Raw genomic sequence first — 18462 nt, forward strand, 5'->3', positions numbered from 1 at the left:
AAGTTCGGAAATGGGTGAAAAATTGCTTGTGTCACCTTCGCCGCACGTCAGGGCAAAGGGAAAAACGTCGCTGATCATGCTTCTGGTGATTGTTGCGCTTCTCCCGTCCTGCGTGTACGGAGTACTGAATTTTGGGATGCACGCCCTGTTGATCCTGGTGCTCTCGACCGGCTCCGCGGGTGCGGCGGAGCTAGTCTATGAGCTTGTGATGAAAAAGAAAATCACTGTGACAGACGGATCTGCCGCGGTGACAGGGCTTCTGATCGGCATGAATATGCCGCCGATGATCGCATGGTGGATACCGGTGATCGGCTCAGTGTTTGCAATCGTTGTGGTGAAGCAGCTGTTCGGCGGCCTTGGCCGGAACTTTATGAACCCGGCGCTTGCAGCCCGCTGCTTTCTGGTGCTGGCGTTTTCCGCGCAGATGACTGCTTTCACAACCGGGACCGGCGTGCTGAGTCAGGTGACAGAACCGACCGTGACGGCTGAGGCAGCTGCAGAGGCGGATGCCGGGGCAAATGAAACCGCTGGCACAGATGCGGATTCGACCGCGACAGCCTGGACGGAGGCACAGACAGAGGCAGCTGCGAAGACCGATGCGGACTCAGCGGCAACAGCCGAGACGGAGGAAAAGGGCAAGGCAGCCGCAGATGCGAAGACCGATGCGGACTCAGCGGCAACAGCCGAGACGGAGGAAAAAGGCAAGGCAGCCGCAGCTGCGAAGACCGATGCGGACTCAGCAGCGACAGCTGAGACGGAGGAAAAAGGCAAGGCAGCCGCAGTTGCGAAGACCGATGCGGACTCAACGGCAACAGCCGAGACGGAGGAAACAGCAGATGCGGCTTCCGGTGCAACGGCTGAGACGGAGGCAGCGGCTCCGAAAACGGAAACTCGGGATTCCGGCAAGCTGGATGCTGTGTCGACAGCGACACCGCTGAAGTATCTGAAGAAGGGTCAGAGCTTCGACCTGAAAGCACTCTTCCTCGGCAACACACCCGGAACCATCGGAGAAACCTCCGCACTGCTTCTGCTGATCGGGGGCATCTTCCTGATGCTGCTTGGCGTGATCGACTGGAGAATCCCAGTCTTCTATATTGGAAGCTTCGGCGTGCTTGTCCTGATCACCGCAGCGGCGAGAGGGTATGACGCACCGCTTCAGTACATGCTTCAGGAACTGTTTGCGGGCGGACTGATGATGGGAGCCTTCTTTATGGCGACCGACTATGTCTCTTCTCCGTATACAAAGAGCGGAAGGATCCTGTTTGCGCTGATCATCGGTGTCATGACCTGGCTCTACAGAATGTTTGGTATGTATAAGGAAGGCGTGTCCAACGCGATTATCCTTGCAAACTGCCTGACACCGCTGATCGACCGGCTGACGCGTCCTGTTGCTTTCGGAATCAGAAAGAAGGAGGCATCGTCATGAGCAAACGTTTTTGGAAGGGAATTTTTGAGGAAAACCCGGTCCTCGTCCTGATGCTTGGGCTGTGCCCGGCACTTGGGACGACAGCCGCCGTAAAGCCCGCTCTGGCGATGGGAATCGCAACTGCGGTTGTTCTGATTGCAGTGGAGCTGGTGATGACGCTTCTGAGTCATGCGGTTCCGGAGAAAGCCTTCATGGTGGTTTCTGTCCTTCTGACAGCCGTCCTGACGGCGATTGCCGAATACGTGATGGCGCAGAACTTTCCGGAGCTTCACGAAGAGCTTGGCATCTATCTGCCGCTGATGGCGATCAGTTCGGTGATTCTCAGCCGTGTCTCTGCAGTATCGAAGAGTGGATCACTGGCAGAGGCACTGGGAGACTCGCTCGGAATGGGCATTGGTTTTGTACTGGCGCTTGCTGCGGTCAGTTCGGTGAGAGAGCTTCTTGGAGCAGGAACCTGGTTCGGCCTGCAGGTAATGCCGGAAGGATTCCAGCCGGTTGCTGCATTCTCCATGGCACCGGGAGCATTTTTCACAGTTGCGTTTCTCGCAGCCGCGATGAATGTCAAAGCCCGCAGGAAGGCTTCAGAGACAGACAGGGAGGGTGAATGATGAATTTTGTCGTATTCGCGGTTGAAGCCGCCCTCATCAGCAACATCGCACTGAGCTATTTCCTGGGGCTGTCTCCATTTCCGGAGATCGGGAAGAACAAAAAGCAGACGTGCATCGGCGCGCTGGCGATGGTCATCGTGATGACCCTTTCCAGCCTCATCTGCGGAGTCATATACCGCTATATCCTGGTTCCGGCGAATGCCGTGCAGGCAAAGACCGTTGTGTTCGTAGTGGTCATCCTTGCGGCATCAGGACTGCTTGCACTGCTTCTTCGAAAGAGAACTGCCGCACTGGAAGAGGGAAAGCCGTTCCCTGCTCTGGCAGTCAACACGGCGGTGCTTGGCACGGTGCTGGTTATCGTCCAGAATGACTACAGTGTCCTGAATGGTACGTTTTACGGATTCATGGCAGCCGTGGGCTATCTGATTGTCATTGCGATGCTGTCGGCGATCGATGATGAGCTGAAATACAGTGATGTGCCGAAGTCCTTCAGAGGGGTTCCGATTCTCCTTGTAGCGGCCGGCCTGATGGCAATTGCATTTCACGGGATTGAGGTCCTTGGAGGCTGATAAACGGCAATTGATTTTCAGCGAAATGTATGGAATAATATACAGGATAGATGCAGGTTCTATAGGAACTGTACCAGAAGAAAAACAGGAGGTTTGTGCATTATGAAGAATCGTATTGTAGCAGCTGTTCTTGCTGTCATGGTAGCCGGAGCGCTGACTGCGTGCAGCAGCGGTTCCAAGACAGAGTCGACAACACAGACGACTGCACAGGCAACAACGCAGGCTGCGAAGGAAACTCAGGCAAAGACAACTGAGGCGAAGGCAACCGAAGCAAAGACAACTGAGGCGAAGGCAACCGAGGCAAAGACGACTGAGGCGAAGGCAACCGAGGCGAAGACGACTGAGGCAAAGGAAACTGAGGCGAAGGCAACCGAGGCGAAGGCAACCGAAGCAAAGACAACTGAGGCGAAGGCAACCGAAGCAAAGACGACTGAGGCGAAGGAAACCGAAGCAAAGACAACTGAGGCAAAGACAACCGAAGCAAAGACGACTGAGGCGAAGGCAGCAGAAGCGAAAACAACTGAGGCAGCGGCAACGGAGGCTGCTGAGACCGAGGCTGAGAAGAAGCTTCCGGAGGAGGCTCAGTACACGATCTATAACCAGACCGGTGAGAAGGTTACAGAGATCAAGTTTACACGCAACGATACCGGAAAGGTCGCGCTTGACGAGAAGAGCGGACTGGCTGACGGAGCATCCACTGTTCTGAAGATCAAGAAGGATTCGACTGTCACAGACAAGACGTCCTTTACCTTCTCCTTCACGACTGAGGGCGGATATACGGCAGAGTACAAGACCCTCGGATTCGAGGTTGCTCCGATGACCCTGATCGCGGAGGATGCAAAGAGCGGCGCAACCCCGTTCAAGTTTGAGGCTCCGGCTGAGGGCGCTTCCACCGAGGCTGAGAAGGCAAACGAAGCAGAGGCGACAGAGAAGGTTACCGAGAAGGCAACTGAGGCAAAGGCGACGGAGAAGGTTACCGAGAAGGCAACTGAGGCAAAGGCGACAGAGAAGGCTACCGAGAAGGCAACTGAGGCAAAGGCGACGGAGAAGGTTACCGAGAAGACAACCGAGGCTGCGACGGAGGCAGAGGAAGAGAAAAAGGTACTCCCGGATAAGGCAGAGTACACCTTCAACAATAAGACTGGCGAGCAGGTTACTGAGATTAAGCTGGTGGACAATACGTCCAAGAAGGTTGTAGAGGACCTGAAGGACGGACTGGAAGACGGCAAGTCCGTTAAGGTTTCCATCAAAAAGGACAGCAGCATCACGGACAAGACTTCCTATACGCTGACCTTCACCACAAAGAGCGGGTACAAGGCAGAGTACAAGACCCTTGGCTTCGAGGTTGCAGGAATCAACCTGATCGCAGAAGATGCAAAGAGCGGCGCAACGCCGATCGAGTTTGTCCCTGAAGCTGAGACCGAGGCAGAGACTGAGGCTGCAACGGAGGCAGAGGAAGAGAAGAAGGAACTTCCGGACAAGGCAGAGTATACCTTCAACAATGCGACCGGTGAGAAGGTCACAGAGATCAAGCTGGTCGACAATACATCCAAGAAGGTTGTAGAGGATCTGAAGGACGGACTGGAAGACGGCAAGACTGTGAAGGTCTCCATCGACAAGGACAGCAGCATTACGGACAAGACTTCCTACACGCTGACATTCACCACGAAGAGCGGGTATAAGGCTGAGTACAAGACACTTGGCTTTGAGGTTGCGACCATCAAGCTGATCTCTGAAGATGCGAAGAGCGGTGCAACACCGATCGAGTTCGAGAAGTAAACTATCCGGAGCAATAAAGAAACAGGCATCTCAGCCTGGAGACTTCAGGCTGACCGGCGTTATAGAATCCTGCGGGAATTGTTCATCCCGCAGGATTTTTTTTGTCAGAGAGTGCCTGAAAGAAATAAGAATTGACACAGCGGGAATGTAGTCGTATAGTAAACATATGAACAGATGCTCATATGTTTGTGAAAACATTCTGATACACAGGAGAGCAATAAAGGAGAGCAGAGAAGCAGAGCAGGCATGCCGTTCAGAAAGGAACGCCGGTGGTGCTGTCTGCAGAAAAATAGAGAGGGAAGGGAGGAGATGAAGATGGCGGAGTGCGATGTGGATCTGTGTGAGGTCCGGGAGGTTCACCAGGAAAAGGTTTCAGAGATTACGGCGAAGATGCCGGAGGAGGATGAGCTTTACGACCTGGCGGAACTGTTCAAGGTGTTCGGGGACTCGACTAGGATGAGAATCCTGTTTGCCCTGTTTGAGGCGGATATCTGCGTATGTGACCTCGCGCAGGCGCTTGGAATGACACAGTCGGCGGTGTCACACCAGCTGCGGATTCTGCGGCAGGCCAGGCTGGTGAGCAGCAGACGGGAAGGAAAGCAGGTCATTTATTTCCTGACAGATGAACATGTCAGGACGATCATCGACAAGGGAAGAGAGCATATTGAGGAAGACTGACGAGGAGGCCGCAGGACGCCTCAGGTGACATGACATGGCAGATAAAGGGGGATACGAGCGATGAAGAAAAAGTTCGGGTGCGAAGTGGACTGTGCAAACTGTGCGGCAAAGCTTGAGGATGCAATCCGGAAGGTGGATGGCGTTGAGGCGTGCAGCGTCAATTTCCTGACGCAGAAGCTGACATTAACGGCTCCGGATGACCGGTTTGATGAGGTCCTTCAGGCCGTTGTGAAAAAGGCAAAGCATGTTGAGCCGGACACTGTGATTCATATCGGCTGAGAAAAGGGGACGGACATGACGAAGAAGGAGCATCGGACACTTATCCGGATTATTGTGACGCTGATCTGGTTCGCTGCTTTGCTGGGGACAGACCGCGCAGGACTTCTGAGAGGAGCCGGGACATATGGCAGATTTCTGCTTTACTTTCTGCCTTATCTGCTGATCGGCTATGACGTATTGCTGAAGGCACTTCGGAATATCATCCGGGGACAGGTGTTTGACGAGCATTTTCTGATGATGATCGCAACCTTTGCAGCCTTCGGACTTGGTCTGATGGGGGATGAGGCTTATTCAGAGGCCCTTGCAGTCATGCTGTTCTATCAGATCGGGGAATTGTTCCAGGATGTTGCGGTTGGGAAGTCCAGAAAATCAATTGCCGACATGATGAGCATCGCCCCGGAGAGTGCGAATGTCGAGCGGAACGGCAGGGTTGAGGTCATGGATCCGGAGGAGGCTCATATCGGGGATATCCTGCTGATTAAGGCGGGTGAGAAGGTGCCGCTGGATGGAACTGTCATTGAAGGAGAATCCTACCTGAATACAGCTGCGCTGACAGGTGAGTCGGTGCCGCGCCGCGTAAAGGCGGGGGATCCGGTCATTTCCGGCTGCGTGAACGGAGAGGGGACGCTCCGGGTGCGTGTGGAAAAGGAGTATGAGGACTCCACGGTTGCGCGGATTCTGGATCTGGTGGAGAATGCGAGTTCCAGAAAGGCACGCCTGGAAAACTTTATCACAAGGTTTGCACGCGTCTATACGCCGGTTGTCACGATCGGTGCAGTCCTGCTGGCTGTGCTTCCTCCGCTTTTTCACATCGGAGGTCTGACATACGCGGACTCAATCAGAAGGGCCTGCAATTTCCTGATTGTCTCATGCCCCTGCGCACTTGTCATTTCGGTGCCCCTCGGCTTTTTCGGCGGGATCGGCGCCTCTTCGAAGATCGGTGTGCTAGTTAAGGGAAGCAATTACCTGGAGGCTGCATCCGGTCTGTCAACGCTTGTCTTTGACAAGACGGGGACGCTGACAAAGGGAGAGTTCCGGGTGCAGAAGGTTGTTCCGTCTGCCGGGGAATCCGACACTCAGAATCTGCTTGGCACTCCTGAGGAGGCGCAGCGCAGGCTTCTTGAGACTGCGGCACTGGGAGAGAGCTATTCCAATCACCCGATTGCCCGGTCGATCCGGGAGGCTTTGGGTGAGAATACGAGTCTTGACACCGCAAGAGTGACAGATGCAAAGGAGGCTGCAGGACATGGAATCGAAGCGCTTCTGGATGGCAAGAAGCTTCTGATTGGAAACCTGTCGCTCATGACATCGAATCATATCGACGCAAAGCCGGCAGAAGAGCCGGGGACCATCATCTATACAGCCCTGGACGGTCATTACCTGGGATATATCGTGATCAGCGACACGGTGAAGGAAGGCGCGAAGGAAGCCATCCGGGAGATCAAGGAAGCCGGTGTATCCAAGACGGTGATGCTGACCGGAGACAGGAAAGGTGCGGCTGTTCAGGTCGCAGAGACGCTTGGAATCGACGAGGTTCACAGCGACCTTCTTCCGGCAGACAAGGTTTCGGAGGCTGAAAAGCTGATTGCAGAAGCCGGAAAAGCCGGCGGAAAGCTCGGGTTTGTCGGTGACGGGATCAACGACGCACCGGTTCTGATGCGGGCGGATGTCGGGTTCGCCATGGGAGCTCTTGGCAGTGACGCGGCGATTGAGGCTGCGGATATTGTCCTTATGGATGACGATATCCGGAAGATTCCGAAGGTGATCCGGATTGCCAGAAAGACGATGCGGATTGTGAAATCTAACGTTGTGTTTGCGATAGCAGTCAAGCTGCTGATTCTGGCACTCTCCGTCTTTGGGCTGGCTTCCATGTGGGCGGCTGTCTTCGGGGATGTTGGCGTCGCGATTCTCTGCATTCTGAATTCCATGCGGACACTGCATGAGTCGCGTTGAGAATATGCCCTTCCGGATGGCTCATGTCATCCGGAGGGGCATTCTTTTTGAAGGCAGGCCAGAAGCAGGATGCATGCTTGCTTGTATAACATGGCTTCTGTCGACCGCACATCACCGGGTGCGGAGGACGAGAGATAAAGGCGACTTGAAGAATGGCAGAAACACTGCTATGATGCAAAACGGTATGTTTGAAAAGGTGAATAATGTGACAGGTGATCGCAGGTGCGGGAGCCTGCGGGAGAGCATTTGATGAGCAGTGAAATGAAGAGAAGAATCCTGATGACGATTGCGGGGGTCTGCATCTGCGGATTGAGTATAGGAATGTTCAGCTTCTCGAACCTTGGACTTGATCCGTTTCAGGTCTTTGCGCACGGAACCTGGCATCTGACTCACATGGGGTTCGGAACATTCTATGCGCTGATGAACATCGTACTCCTAGTACTCATATTTTTCGTGAACCGGCGCAAGATCGGGCTTGGGACGGTTATCAATCTGTTTGGTGTCGGTTATATGGCAGAATTTTCGGAATGGGTGATTCGTCACTTTGTCCATACGGAGGCACTTGGTGTCCGCTTCCTGTTCCTGGTTCTGGGAATCGTGGTTATGTGCCTGGCCTCCGCCATTTATTTCACGGCAGATCTCGGGGTTTCAACCTATGATGCCATTGCGCTGACGATTGCGGAGCGGACCCGATTTCAGTTTCGGTATATCCGGATTACAACCGACTTTATCTGTGTGGCGACCGGCTGGGTGGTTCTGGATCTGACCCGGCTGTCCAGCTTTCCGAAGGGCGGATCTGCGCTGCAGATTCTCCTGTGGTCTCTCGGCGGGACGGTCGGTGTCGGGACGATCATCACGGCATTCTTCATGGGACCGCTGATCGCTTATTTTAACAGGAAAGTCGCGGAGCCGATGCGGTATGGCAGGCAGACTGGTGCGGCAGGCGTGGAATCCTGAGGAGGCAGACGGAGCCTGAAAAACCGTGCAGCGTTGGGGCCGATGCTGCCGGATGGAGGCGTCGACAGAAAGGAGTGACTTGACAATGAAGATCATGTTTTATTCGCTGAGGCCGTTTGATGAACTCTCATATGCGGAGAAGTTCAGCAAACAGTACGGGATTGATTTTGCCTGGACGGCGGATTATCCGAATCCGGATAATATTAAGCTTGCCCAGGGATGCGATGCAGTCAGTTCGACACCCTGCGATATGAGTGCAAAGTATATTGATGCGTTCCATGATCTTGGAGTGAAATACCTGCCCTGCCGCAGCATTGGATATGATCACATCGACATGAATGAAGCCAGAAAGCTCGGCATGAAGGTTTCCAATGTGAGCTATGCGCCGGGAGGAGTCGCGAACTATGCCATCATGATGATGCTGATGCTCCTGCGGAAGATGATGCCGATCATGAAACGGGCTGAAATCCAGGATTATCATCTGAAGGGGAAGATGGGGAGAGATATCTCAAACTGTACGGTTGGCGTGATCGGGACCGGCCGCATCGGACGAACTGTGATTCGCTCGTTATCAGGCTTTGGCTGCCGGATTCTTGCCTATGATCCCTACGAGAACGAGGAAGTTAAAAAGTATGCGGCCTATGTATCGGCAGACGAGCTGCTGGCTCAGTCCGATATCATCACGCTCCATGCGCCGGCCAGCGAGGCCAACTATCACATCCTGAACAGGGAAGCCTTCGGTAAATGCAAGGACGGTGTCCTGATTGTCAATGCAGCACGCGGCACCCTGATTGACACAGCAGCGCTGATCGATGCGCTGGAGAGCGGAAAGGTCGGAGGAGCCGGCCTCGACGTCCTGGAGCATGAAGCCGGCCTGTACTATTACAACCGGGAGGGCGACATTATCCGCAACGACGAGATGAGCATACTTCGCTCATTTCCGAACGTCATCCTCTCCCCGCACACCGCGTTCTACACCGATGACGCAGTGGAGTCCATGGTAAATGGAATCTTTGAGAGTGTCAGCTGCTGGGCGAGAGGGATAGAGAACCCGCACGAGGTGCACTGAACACCAGAAAACAGGTACGCACAAGGCTTGAGGAGGATGAATATGGAATTCAGCAGGACGGTGCAGAGGTTCGGAGATGAGATCTTCGCGGCGCTCAATGAGAAGAAGATTGCGCTGGAAAAGCAGGGAAAGACGATCTACAACATGAGTGTCGGAACACCGGATTTTGAGACGCCGGAGCACATCAAAAGGGTGCTGATTGAGGCAGCGAAGAACCAGGACAGCTGGAAATATGCGCTGCGCGATTCAGACAGGCTTGTCGAGGCTGTCATCTCCTACTATCAGAAGCGCTTCGGCGTTACGCTCCGTCCGGATCAGATCCAGAGCTGCAACGGGACGCAGGAGGGAATGGGCCATATCGGAATGGTGCTGGCGAACGAGGGCGATACGGTCCTGCTTCCGACGCCTTGCTATCCGGTCTTCATTACCAGCGTGAAGATGGCGGGGGCAGAACCCTGGTACTATCCGATGACCGCTGAGAATGGGTTTCTGCCGCGTGTGAGTGATATTCCGGAGGATGTTGCCCGCCGGGCAAAATACATGGTCGTGTCGCTTCCCTCCAATCCGATGGGTTCGGTCGGAACACCGGAGATTTATGAGGAAATCATAGCCTTTGCGAAAAAGTACGATATTCTGATTGTCCATGACAACGCGTACAGCGATATCATTTTCGACGGGGTAGATGGGAGAAGCTTTCTCAGCTATCCGGGCGCTATGGATGTCGGTGTCGAGTTCTTCTCTCTGTCGAAAAGCTTTAATCTGACGGGGGCAAGAATCAGCTTTCTGGTAGGACGCAGCGATGTCGTGCAGGCCTACAAGAAGCTGCATACACAAATTGACTTCGGTATGTTTCTGCCGGTTCAGGAAGCGGCGATCGCGGCGCTGACCGGACCGCTGGATTCCGTGAAGGAGCAGTGCCGGAAGTATCAGGAGAGAAGGGATGCGCTCTGCGGGGGATTCCGCTCCATCGGCTGGGATATGGTTGACAGTCATGGAAGCATGTTCGTCTGGGCGCCGATTCCGAAGCAGTATAAGAGCAGGAATTCAATGGACTTCTGCCTGGATCTGATCGGGAAAAGCGGCGTCATCTGCACGCCGGGCTCCAGCTTCGGACCGCTGGGGGAGGGCTATGTGCGCTTTGCGCTTGTGCTTCCGCCCGATAAGATTCGCGAAGCAGTGGAGTCAGTCAAAAAGTCTGGGATTCTGGGCTGAACACAAAACTATTTTCGACAAAATGACACAATTCGTGGAATTTGTGGCTTGACGCTCCAGAAGGTGAGTGCTAGTATTTTCATATTCCGTAAAGAACGGACAAGGATGGGTCTCGTGAGACTTTGCGAGGAGGCAAAGTTTTGCGGGACTTTTTTACACTGATCAGGCCAGCTGCCTGAAAAGCGTCATGCCGGCTTTTCAAGCCGGAAGCAGAGGAGGACCAGGATGAGAAGAAAAGTTGTTTCGATAGTACTTTCAGCAGCGATGATGGTTTCTATGGCAGGCGCCTTAACAGCATTCGGAGGAGAGACAGAGGCAGCCTCCGGAACAGAATCCGGTACAGAGGCATTCACGGAGAGCCCGGAAGGCTCAGGCCTGATCAAGGATGGGGTGTTCTCCATTGCAAACGAGTGCGGCTATGCGCCGTACAACTGGTCGCAGCCGGATGACTCGAATGATTCTGTCCCGATCGAGGATACCAGCGAGTATTCAAATGGCTATGATGTCATGATCGCAAAGAAGATCTGTGATGCATATGGCTGGAAGCTGAAGGTCAACCGTCTGGACTGGGATTCCCTGATTCCGGCGGTGCAGTCCGGCCAGGTCGACGCAATCATCGCAGGCCAGTCGATGACGGCGGAGCGAGCAAAGCAGGTGGATTTTGCGGGGCCGTACCTGTATGCGACGATTGTTGTTGTCACCAAGAAGGACTCGAAGTTCGCGAGCGCGAAGGGCATCTCCGATCTTTCCGGAGGAAAGTGCACTTCCCAGATGGGGACGATCTGGTATGACACCTGCCTCCCGCAGATCGAGGGAGCGGATGTTCAGGAAGCGGCGGAGTCAGCGCCGGCTATGCTGATGGCGCTGGAGACAGGCGCGGTGGACTATGTCTGCACGGATATGCCGACGGCGCAGGGCGCAGTGGCAGCTTATCCGGATCTGACGATCCTTGACTTCTCCGGTTCGGATGACAACTTCAAGGTATCGGACGAGGATGTCAACATCGGAATCTCTGTCAAGAAGGGCAACACAGCACTCAAGAGCGAGATCGACGCGGTGCTGAATACCATGGACAAGAAGGACTTTGATGACATCATGGCTGATGCCATCAAGATTCAGCCGATCACAAACAACTGAGATATAGGACGGATCCCGTTGGGGAATAAAAATCACAGCAGCCCCGCGCGGGCAGAGTCTCCAGCAGAGGAAGACGCCGCACGGCGGGATACAAGAGCAGGATGGGAAGATGGAACAGTTTGTAAAATTGGGAAGTGATATGGCGTCCCTCTGGTCAAAGTATGGTGGGACGTATATGGGCGGCATCTGGCGGACGCTGATCCTGGCATCAGTCGGTACCGCGATCGGGTGCCTGATCGGTTTTCTGTGCGGCATTGTGCAGACGATCCCGGTCAGCCGGAATGATTCAGTGGTCAAGAAGGTGCTCCTGAAGATTGTGCAGGTGATTCTGCGGATCTATGTGGAGGTGTTCCGGGGAACACCGATGATTCTGCAGGCCGTGTTCATTTTCTACGGCCTTCCCTACTTTACCAACAACTCGATCCAGTTCGAGGGAAAGTGGCTGGTCTCCATCCTGGTCGTATCAATCAATACGGGCGCCTACATGACCGAGTCGATGCGCGGTGGGATCATATCGGTCGACCCGGGGCAGACCGAGGGGGCCATGGCCATCGGCATGACGCATTTCCAGACGATGACATCTGTTGTTCTGCCGCAGGCCATCCGCAACATCATGCCGCAGATCGGAAACAACTTCATCATTAACGTGAAGGATACGTCCGTGATGTTCATCATCGGGTTCACGGATTTCTTCGCTGTTCACAAGTCTGTCGTCGGCGCGACATTCACCTACTTCCCGTCAGCGGCGATCGAGATGATCGGTTATCTGACGATGACGCTGCTGGCTTCCTGGCTGCTGAGACTTCTGGAGAAGCGGATGGATGGAAAGAGCGACTACGAGCTGGTGGCAGTCGATCAGCTTACGCTTCCGGCTGGTGTTTATCACGTGGATGCGAAAAAGTCAGAAAAGGATATGAATCCGGATGAGCGGGCGGCTCTTCAGAAGGACGCTCAGAGCCGGATCGAGGACAGGTCAGGAAAGGAGGCGTGCTGAGATGGATGATCAAAATATACAGGCAGGCAGTCCGTCGGGTCAGATGGATGGGCAGATCTCCGGCAGGACGGCAGCAGACGCCATCATCTCTGTCCGCCACCTGTCCAAGAGCTTCGGGAAACACGAGGTTCTGAAGGACATCGATTTCAATGTGTTCAAGGGTGATGTGACGACGGTTATCGGGGCTTCCGGCAGCGGAAAATCGACTCTTCTGCGCTGCATTAACTTGCTTGAGACGCCCTCGTCCGGACAGATCCTTTATCATGGTCAGGATGTCATGGGCAGACATGTGGACGCAGCCGGATACCGTTCCCATGTGGGAATGGTCTTCCAGTCCTTCAATCTTTTCTACAATAAAAATGTCCTTGACAACTGCATGGTGGGACAGATTCGTGTACTGAAGCGGTCAAAGCAGCAGGCTTATGAGGAGGCAATCAAGTATCTCGGCAAGGTCGGGATGCTGCCGTATATGAAGGCGAAGCCGAGGCAGCTCTCCGGCGGGCAGAAGCAGCGTGTCGCCATCGCGCGGGCGCTCGCGATGAATCCGGAGGTTCTGCTTTTTGATGAGCCGACCTCTGCGCTGGATCCCGAGATGGTCGGTGAGGTGCTGGATGTCATGTCTGCGCTCGCGAAGGAGGGCATGACCATGATTGTGGTCACGCATGAGATGGCATTTGCAAGGCAGGTCTCCACCCAGGTGGTCTACATGAATGATGGAGTGATCTGTGAGAGTGGGACGCCGGATCAGATCTTCGGCAATCCGCAGAATGACAAGACGAAGGATTTCCTTGCCCGTTTCCTGAAGAGATAAGGCGGACGTCAGCTGCAGGGCAGGTATCTGAAGCAGGAAACATATGTGAAAAGAACAACAAAGCCGTCGCGGACACACAGTGGGAACCAATCACAGTGCCGCGGCGGCTTTTTCAGCAGGCGACCGCTCATCATCGAGTGTGGAGCATGAGATGACAGCGGAGTCTCCGACTCGGTAAGCTGGAAGATCCCCTGTTGATCCGTTCACGCAGGCAGGAAGTGTGGTAAGATCTGGGCAGAGGCCGGAGAAGCAGTCTGGACATGGCAGACAGAGAAGGCAGTGCGGATGAGATACTGCCATGTGTGCGGGAATACAGCAGAGCATGGGTAAAAGGGAAGTCGGATGTGGAAGAACCCAGTATGATATGGATGGAGAGACAGCAGGGAGGCGTATTTATATGGCGGATCTGAAGGAGATTGAGGAGCAGAGCGCGCAGGCGGTCTCGGAACTTTTGGAGGTGAGCCGTCTGGAGGAGGGCGATTTGTTTGTGGTCGGATGTTCCAGCAGCGAGGTGCTGGGGGAGAAGATCGGGACGCATACCAGCCTGGAGGTGGCGGAGGCTGTCTACAGAGGGATCACTCGTGTTCTGAAGATGCGCGGAATCCGGCTTGCCGCACAGTGCTGTGAGCATCTGAACCGGGCACTTGTGGTGGAGCGGGAAACCTGCAGGGCCTTCAGCCTGGAGCAGGTGAATGCAATCCCTCAGCCGGACCATGCCGGTGGTGCATTTGCAACAACAGCATGGAAACAGATGAAGGATCCGGTTCTGGTGGAAAGTCTGGAGCAGAAGGCATCGGCCGGGATCGATATCGGACAGACACTGATCGGGATGCATATTCATCCGGTTGTTGTACCTGTCCGGGTCGGGATCCGGAAGATCGGTGAAGCAGTGGTGACCTGCGCCAGAAGAAGACCGAAATATGTGGGCGGTCAGCGCGCAATCTATGATGAAAGGCTGATGTGATGAAGGAGATACGGTTGATCCTGGCGTCTCAGTCACCGAGAAGGCTGGAGATTCTCAGGCAGATCGGCTTCCAGCCGGAGGTGATCGTGAGCGGAATCGAGGAGCATACGGAGGAAACGATTCCGGAGCGGGTAGTCATGGATCTTTCCCGTCAGAAGGCAGAGAATGTAGCGGCCAGGCTTGTAGCAACCCGTATGCCGATGAAGAATCTGGCTGATCGGAAGTCACACACAAAAGCAGTGTCAGGCAGGGAGACATCGGGGCAGGAGTCTGCAGACAGCAGACGGGAGCCGGCTGTGGTTGTGCTCGGCGCGGACACGGTGGTCTGCACAGATGGGAGAATTCTTGGAAAGCCTCACTCGCATGAGGAGGCGGAAGAGATGATCCGGCTTCTTCAGGGACGCACGCATCAGGTCTGCAGCGGCGTTACCCTGATCGGGCTGCGCTCCGGCAGAAGCCTGACATTCGCGGAGAAGACGGAGGTCGAGGTTGCACCGATGACAAATGAGGAGATCCACGACTATGCGTACAGCGCGGAGCCGATGGACAAGGCAGGCGGATATGGCATTCAGGGATTTTTTGGCCGCTATATCGCAGGCATCCGGGGCGATTATACGAACGTGGTCGGCCTCCCGGCAGGCGCTGTCTACCAGAGCCTGAAGCAATTGTTCAGGGAGGGACAGCGCTGATCAGAGGCACTGATCAGCATTTCGTATGTTTCAGAATCTGACGGTGATGGTCGTCCCGACACCGGGGGCGGAATCAAGCGTCAGGCTGGCATTGTGGAGCAGGACGATGTGCTTGACCAGTGCGAGGCCGAGTCCTGTTCCGCCGGTCTTCTTCGAGCGGCTCTTGTCGACACGGTAGAAGCGCTCGAAAACACGGTCCTGCTGTTCTTTTGGAATCCCGATTCCATTATCCTTCACCACAAGGACGCTCTGTCCTTCTTCCGTATAGACAGAGACCTTCACATAGCCGCCGGGATAATTGTACCGGATCGCGTTGTCACAGAGATTCGTGACAAGCTCACTCAGCATTTCTTCCCTTCCGAGAACCATGGCAGGCTTTCCTTCATAATACAGATGAACCTTGTTCTTTCCGGCGGAGACCTGCAGATTGTCCACACAGCAGCGGGCAATCTTGTCGAGGTCGACCTTCTCGAACGGCTGACGGTCTTCAAAGTTGTCCAGCTGGGACAGCTTGATGATGTCATTGATCAGGGACAGGAGCCGTCTGGCATTCGACTGGATTTCACCGGCAAAACGTGTCACATCGGAGCCGGAGGCCATCCCATTTTCAATCAGCTCCGCATAGCCGGAAATGGCTGTCAAAGGTGTTTTGAGCTCATGGGAGACATTCGCCGTAAAGTCCTGCCGCATCTTCGCAGACTTCAGGATGTCCTCATGCTGGGCACGGATTTTGTTCGCGAAGGGAACCAGCTCCGGATAGGGCGGCTCCATGGAGGATCCGATATTCTCCGCCATGGTATCGATCGGTGATACAAGACTTTTTGTCAGAAAATGAGCGAGCGCGATGCTGAACAGGATGGCAAGCGCGATGATCGCGAGGAGCCCTGGCAGAAAAGCCTCAAACAGAGACAGCATGTTGCTCTTGACCTTCGCGACGCGGATCACCGTCTGATTTGGCAGAAGGAGCGCATAGTAGAAGGTACTCTTATTCAGAGTGTCGGAGCGGCGGACGGTCGTCCCGCTTCCTTTTTCCAGTGCCTCCCGGAATTCCGGCCTGTTTGCGTGGCTGGGCAGCTCTGAGGCGTCTGTCCGGTTATCGTACAGGACAGTCCCGTCCTTGTCGATCCATGTGATCCGGATCTCATCGGAGCCAAACGAAAAACGGGCGGCGGAGGATTTGGAAGGGGCATCAAACAAGCCGCTGTCACGGAGAATATCCGCATCGGAGGCAAGGTCAGCCTCAAGCTGCGACTGAAACAGCTGATAGGTCACGATCGTGCCAAGCAGCCCTGTCAGGATGATGGCGATGATCGAGATGAGAAGAAGGCTTGCATTGATTTTTTTCTTCATTGAAACCCTCCCTTTCTGTCCTTTCTGCCATTTATGCTTCTGCTTTCGGGAGAAGATACCGAGCCTCCATCTCCCGCAGCCCTTTCTTATAGGCCTCGCTGTTTCTTGTCTTGATGATGTCCTGATACTCGTGGACGCCGATTTCGTCTTCCTTCAATGATAATGTACACACCGCGATATTCGAGCAGTGATCGGAGATACGCTCCATGTAGGTTGTCAAATCTGCCAGGATAAAGCCAAGCTCAATTGTACACCTTCCCTTGCGCAGGCGTTCAATATGGCGCTGCTTTTCCTCCAGGTTCAGGGCGTCGATGACTTCCTCGAGCGGCAGGACGTACTCTGCCTTCTCCGTATTCAGCGTGCAGAAAGAGTCGGTGGACATGTCCAGAATGTCCGTGACAGCCTGGCGCATGACCTTCAGCTCGCTGCAGGCCTCGCTCGAAAAATGAAGCTTCTTTTCATCCATTTCCCGGAAGGTGTCCGAGATGCCGACCGCATGGTCCGAGATCCGCTCGAAGTTTCCGATGTTGTGCTGGATCAGTGAATACAGGCGGCTGTCCTTCTGGGACATGTCATGCCCCGGGATCTGGATCAGGTAGCTTCCGATCTTGTCCTCCAGAGTGTCGATGGTATTCTCAAGCTCCCTGATTTTGACGTCCAGATCCTCGTCAAAACCGGAATCGATCATGGACAGGGCATCTGTGACGGCCTCGCGGGAGAGCTCGCTCATGCGGTTGGTCACATACCTTGCCTGTTCCAGCGCCATCGCAGGACGATCCAGCAGATGGACGTCAATCCTTCTGAGAACAGCGGCAGCATCCTCCGCAACATCGGATTTCGAGTGCTTGTCCGGGACGGTCAGGATGGCCAGCTTCATCAGCTGGTTGCCGAACGGGAAGAGCACGATCGTTGTGATGATGTTGAACAGGCTGTGGATGACGGCGATGCCGGCCGGTGTTGCCATTTCTCCCATGAAGGCAAAATGCACAAAGTGATTCAGCGTGTAAAAGGCCAGCATGAACAGGACAGTGCCGATCAGGTTGAAGTACAGGTGAATCATCGCCGCACGCCGTGCGTTCTTCCTTGTTCCGATGGAGGAAATGAGCGCCGTGACGCAGGTTCCGATGTTCTGTCCCATGATGATCGGGATGGCTGTCTTGAACGGCACGACCCCGGTCAGTGCCAGTGCCTGCAGGATACCAACAGAAGCAGATGAAGACTGGATGATGGCGGTGACCGCCAGCCCCATCAGAGTGCCGAGCACCGGATTGCTGAACATCAGCAGAATGGATGTGAAGCGGCTGTCATCCGCGAGGGGCGCAACGGCATCCGACATCGTCTCCATTCCGAACATCAGGATGGCGAATCCCATCAGGATCATACCAATATTGTGCTTCTTCTCCTTCTTGGAAAACATGAGGAAGCAGATGCCGATCAGTGCCAGAACCGGAGAAAATGAGGAGGGCTTGAGCAGCTTGATCCACACGGCATTCCCGCTGACCCCGGTCAGGGAGAGCAGCCAGGAGGTCACGGTGGTCCCGATGTTGGCACCCATGATTACGCCGACGGCCTGCTCCAGCTTCATGATGCCGGAGTTGACGAAGCCGACTACCATGACGGTCGTCGCAGATGAAGACTGGATGACGGCCGTGACGGCCAGACCGAGGAGGACACCGGAAAAGCGGGTGGAGGTCAGTTTTTCCAGCAGCTGTTCCATGCGGCCGCCGGAAAGCATCGTCAGCCCGTCTCCCATGGCCTTCATGCCGTAGAGGAACAGTGCCAGGCCGCCGATCAGCGTGAGAATAGAGAAAATGTTCATGTTCGGTCCTCTGAGGATGTGAAATCCTGATCCTGAACGCAGCAGGTTTCTGAAGAATGTCTAAATGCCGCGTTTCCTTAAAGAATACATCAAAAACATATCATGCCCGTGTCAATAACAATGGTTATTTATGTAAAGGATTTGTAAAGTGGACCTGACTTTACAAAA

At 54.6% G+C, this 18462-nt stretch carries 17 protein-coding genes; 15 read left to right on the forward strand and 2 right to left on the reverse strand.

Annotated features, from left to right (window positions below):
- Window positions 1-10 precede the first annotated feature (10 nt).
- From FYJ35_RS09860 to FYJ35_RS09930, 15 genes are all read left to right on the forward strand, one after another.
- Window positions 11-1426: an RnfABCDGE type electron transport complex subunit D gene (locus FYJ35_RS09860; RefSeq protein ID WP_235906514.1), complete on the forward strand. Its 1416-nt coding sequence runs from the start codon at window positions 11-13 to the stop codon at window positions 1424-1426.
- Complete coding sequence (locus tag FYJ35_RS09865) at window positions 1423-2034, forward strand: Rnf-Nqr domain containing protein (protein WP_154526042.1); 612 nt, start codon at window positions 1423-1425, stop codon at window positions 2032-2034. Before FYJ35_RS09860 ends, FYJ35_RS09865 begins: the two co-directional genes overlap by 4 nt.
- Complete coding sequence (locus tag FYJ35_RS09870; RefSeq protein ID WP_154526044.1) at window positions 2031-2603, forward strand: electron transport complex protein RnfA; 573 nt, start codon at window positions 2031-2033, stop codon at window positions 2601-2603. The genes FYJ35_RS09865 and FYJ35_RS09870 overlap by 4 nt, the downstream gene beginning before the upstream one ends.
- 102 nt (window positions 2604-2705) lie before the next feature.
- A complete protein-coding gene (locus tag FYJ35_RS09875) occupies window positions 2706-4382 on the forward strand; it encodes a hypothetical protein (protein WP_154526046.1) in 1677 nt (558 codons plus the stop codon).
- Between the two features lie 315 nt (window positions 4383-4697).
- Window positions 4698-5060, forward strand: a complete 363-nt coding sequence (locus FYJ35_RS09880) for an ArsR/SmtB family transcription factor (protein WP_154526048.1) — start codon at window positions 4698-4700, stop codon at window positions 5058-5060.
- A gap of 60 nt (window positions 5061-5120) precedes the next feature.
- A complete protein-coding gene (locus tag FYJ35_RS09885; protein WP_154526050.1) occupies window positions 5121-5339 on the forward strand; it encodes a cation transporter in 219 nt (72 codons plus the stop codon).
- Between the two features lie 15 nt (window positions 5340-5354).
- The gene (locus FYJ35_RS09890; protein WP_154526052.1) at window positions 5355-7292 is read left to right on the forward strand and encodes a heavy metal translocating P-type ATPase; all 1938 of its coding nucleotides are present in this window, start codon (window positions 5355-5357) and stop codon (window positions 7290-7292) included.
- 249 nt (window positions 7293-7541) lie between these two features.
- Window positions 7542-8249, forward strand: a complete 708-nt coding sequence (locus FYJ35_RS09895; RefSeq protein WP_154526054.1) for a YczE/YyaS/YitT family protein — start codon at window positions 7542-7544, stop codon at window positions 8247-8249.
- 85 nt (window positions 8250-8334) lie between these two features.
- Window positions 8335-9318 carry a D-isomer specific 2-hydroxyacid dehydrogenase family protein gene (locus tag FYJ35_RS09900; RefSeq protein ID WP_154526056.1) on the forward strand — a complete coding sequence of 328 codons (984 nt, stop codon included), beginning with the start codon at window positions 8335-8337 and terminating at the stop codon, window positions 9316-9318.
- 42 nt (window positions 9319-9360) lie between these two features.
- Window positions 9361-10530, forward strand: coding sequence for a pyridoxal phosphate-dependent aminotransferase (locus FYJ35_RS09905; protein WP_154526058.1), 1170 nt, complete (start codon window positions 9361-9363; stop codon window positions 10528-10530).
- 225 nt (window positions 10531-10755) lie between these two features.
- Window positions 10756-11667: a transporter substrate-binding domain-containing protein gene (locus FYJ35_RS09910; RefSeq protein ID WP_154526060.1), complete on the forward strand. Its 912-nt coding sequence runs from the start codon at window positions 10756-10758 to the stop codon at window positions 11665-11667.
- 109 nt (window positions 11668-11776) lie between these two features.
- Window positions 11777-12661 carry an amino acid ABC transporter permease gene (locus FYJ35_RS09915; protein WP_154526062.1) on the forward strand — a complete coding sequence of 295 codons (885 nt, stop codon included), beginning with the start codon at window positions 11777-11779 and terminating at the stop codon, window positions 12659-12661.
- A 43-nt stretch (window positions 12662-12704) separates the two neighbouring features.
- Window positions 12705-13472, forward strand: a complete 768-nt coding sequence (locus FYJ35_RS09920; protein ID WP_154526136.1) for an amino acid ABC transporter ATP-binding protein — start codon at window positions 12705-12707, stop codon at window positions 13470-13472.
- A gap of 397 nt (window positions 13473-13869) precedes the next feature.
- The gene (locus tag FYJ35_RS09925; protein WP_154526064.1) at window positions 13870-14436 is read left to right on the forward strand and encodes a TIGR01440 family protein; all 567 of its coding nucleotides are present in this window, start codon (window positions 13870-13872) and stop codon (window positions 14434-14436) included.
- The gene (locus FYJ35_RS09930) at window positions 14436-15125 is read left to right on the forward strand and encodes a Maf family protein (protein ID WP_154526066.1); all 690 of its coding nucleotides are present in this window, start codon (window positions 14436-14438) and stop codon (window positions 15123-15125) included. The genes FYJ35_RS09925 and FYJ35_RS09930 overlap by 1 nt, the downstream gene beginning before the upstream one ends.
- A gap of 30 nt (window positions 15126-15155) precedes the next feature.
- On the opposite strand, the gene FYJ35_RS09935 is transcribed toward FYJ35_RS09930, so the two are convergent.
- Window positions 15156-16475, reverse strand: coding sequence for a sensor histidine kinase (locus FYJ35_RS09935; protein WP_154526068.1), 1320 nt, complete (start codon window positions 16473-16475; stop codon window positions 15156-15158).
- A gap of 31 nt (window positions 16476-16506) precedes the next feature.
- The gene (locus tag FYJ35_RS09940; RefSeq protein ID WP_154526070.1) at window positions 16507-18294 is read right to left on the reverse strand and encodes a Na/Pi cotransporter family protein; all 1788 of its coding nucleotides are present in this window, start codon (window positions 18292-18294) and stop codon (window positions 16507-16509) included.
- Window positions 18295-18462: the final 168 nt, after the last annotated feature.

It is taken from the genome of Porcincola intestinalis (assembly GCF_009696445.1).
In the GTDB taxonomy this organism is placed as follows: domain Bacteria; phylum Bacillota; class Clostridia; order Lachnospirales; family Lachnospiraceae; genus Porcincola; species Porcincola intestinalis.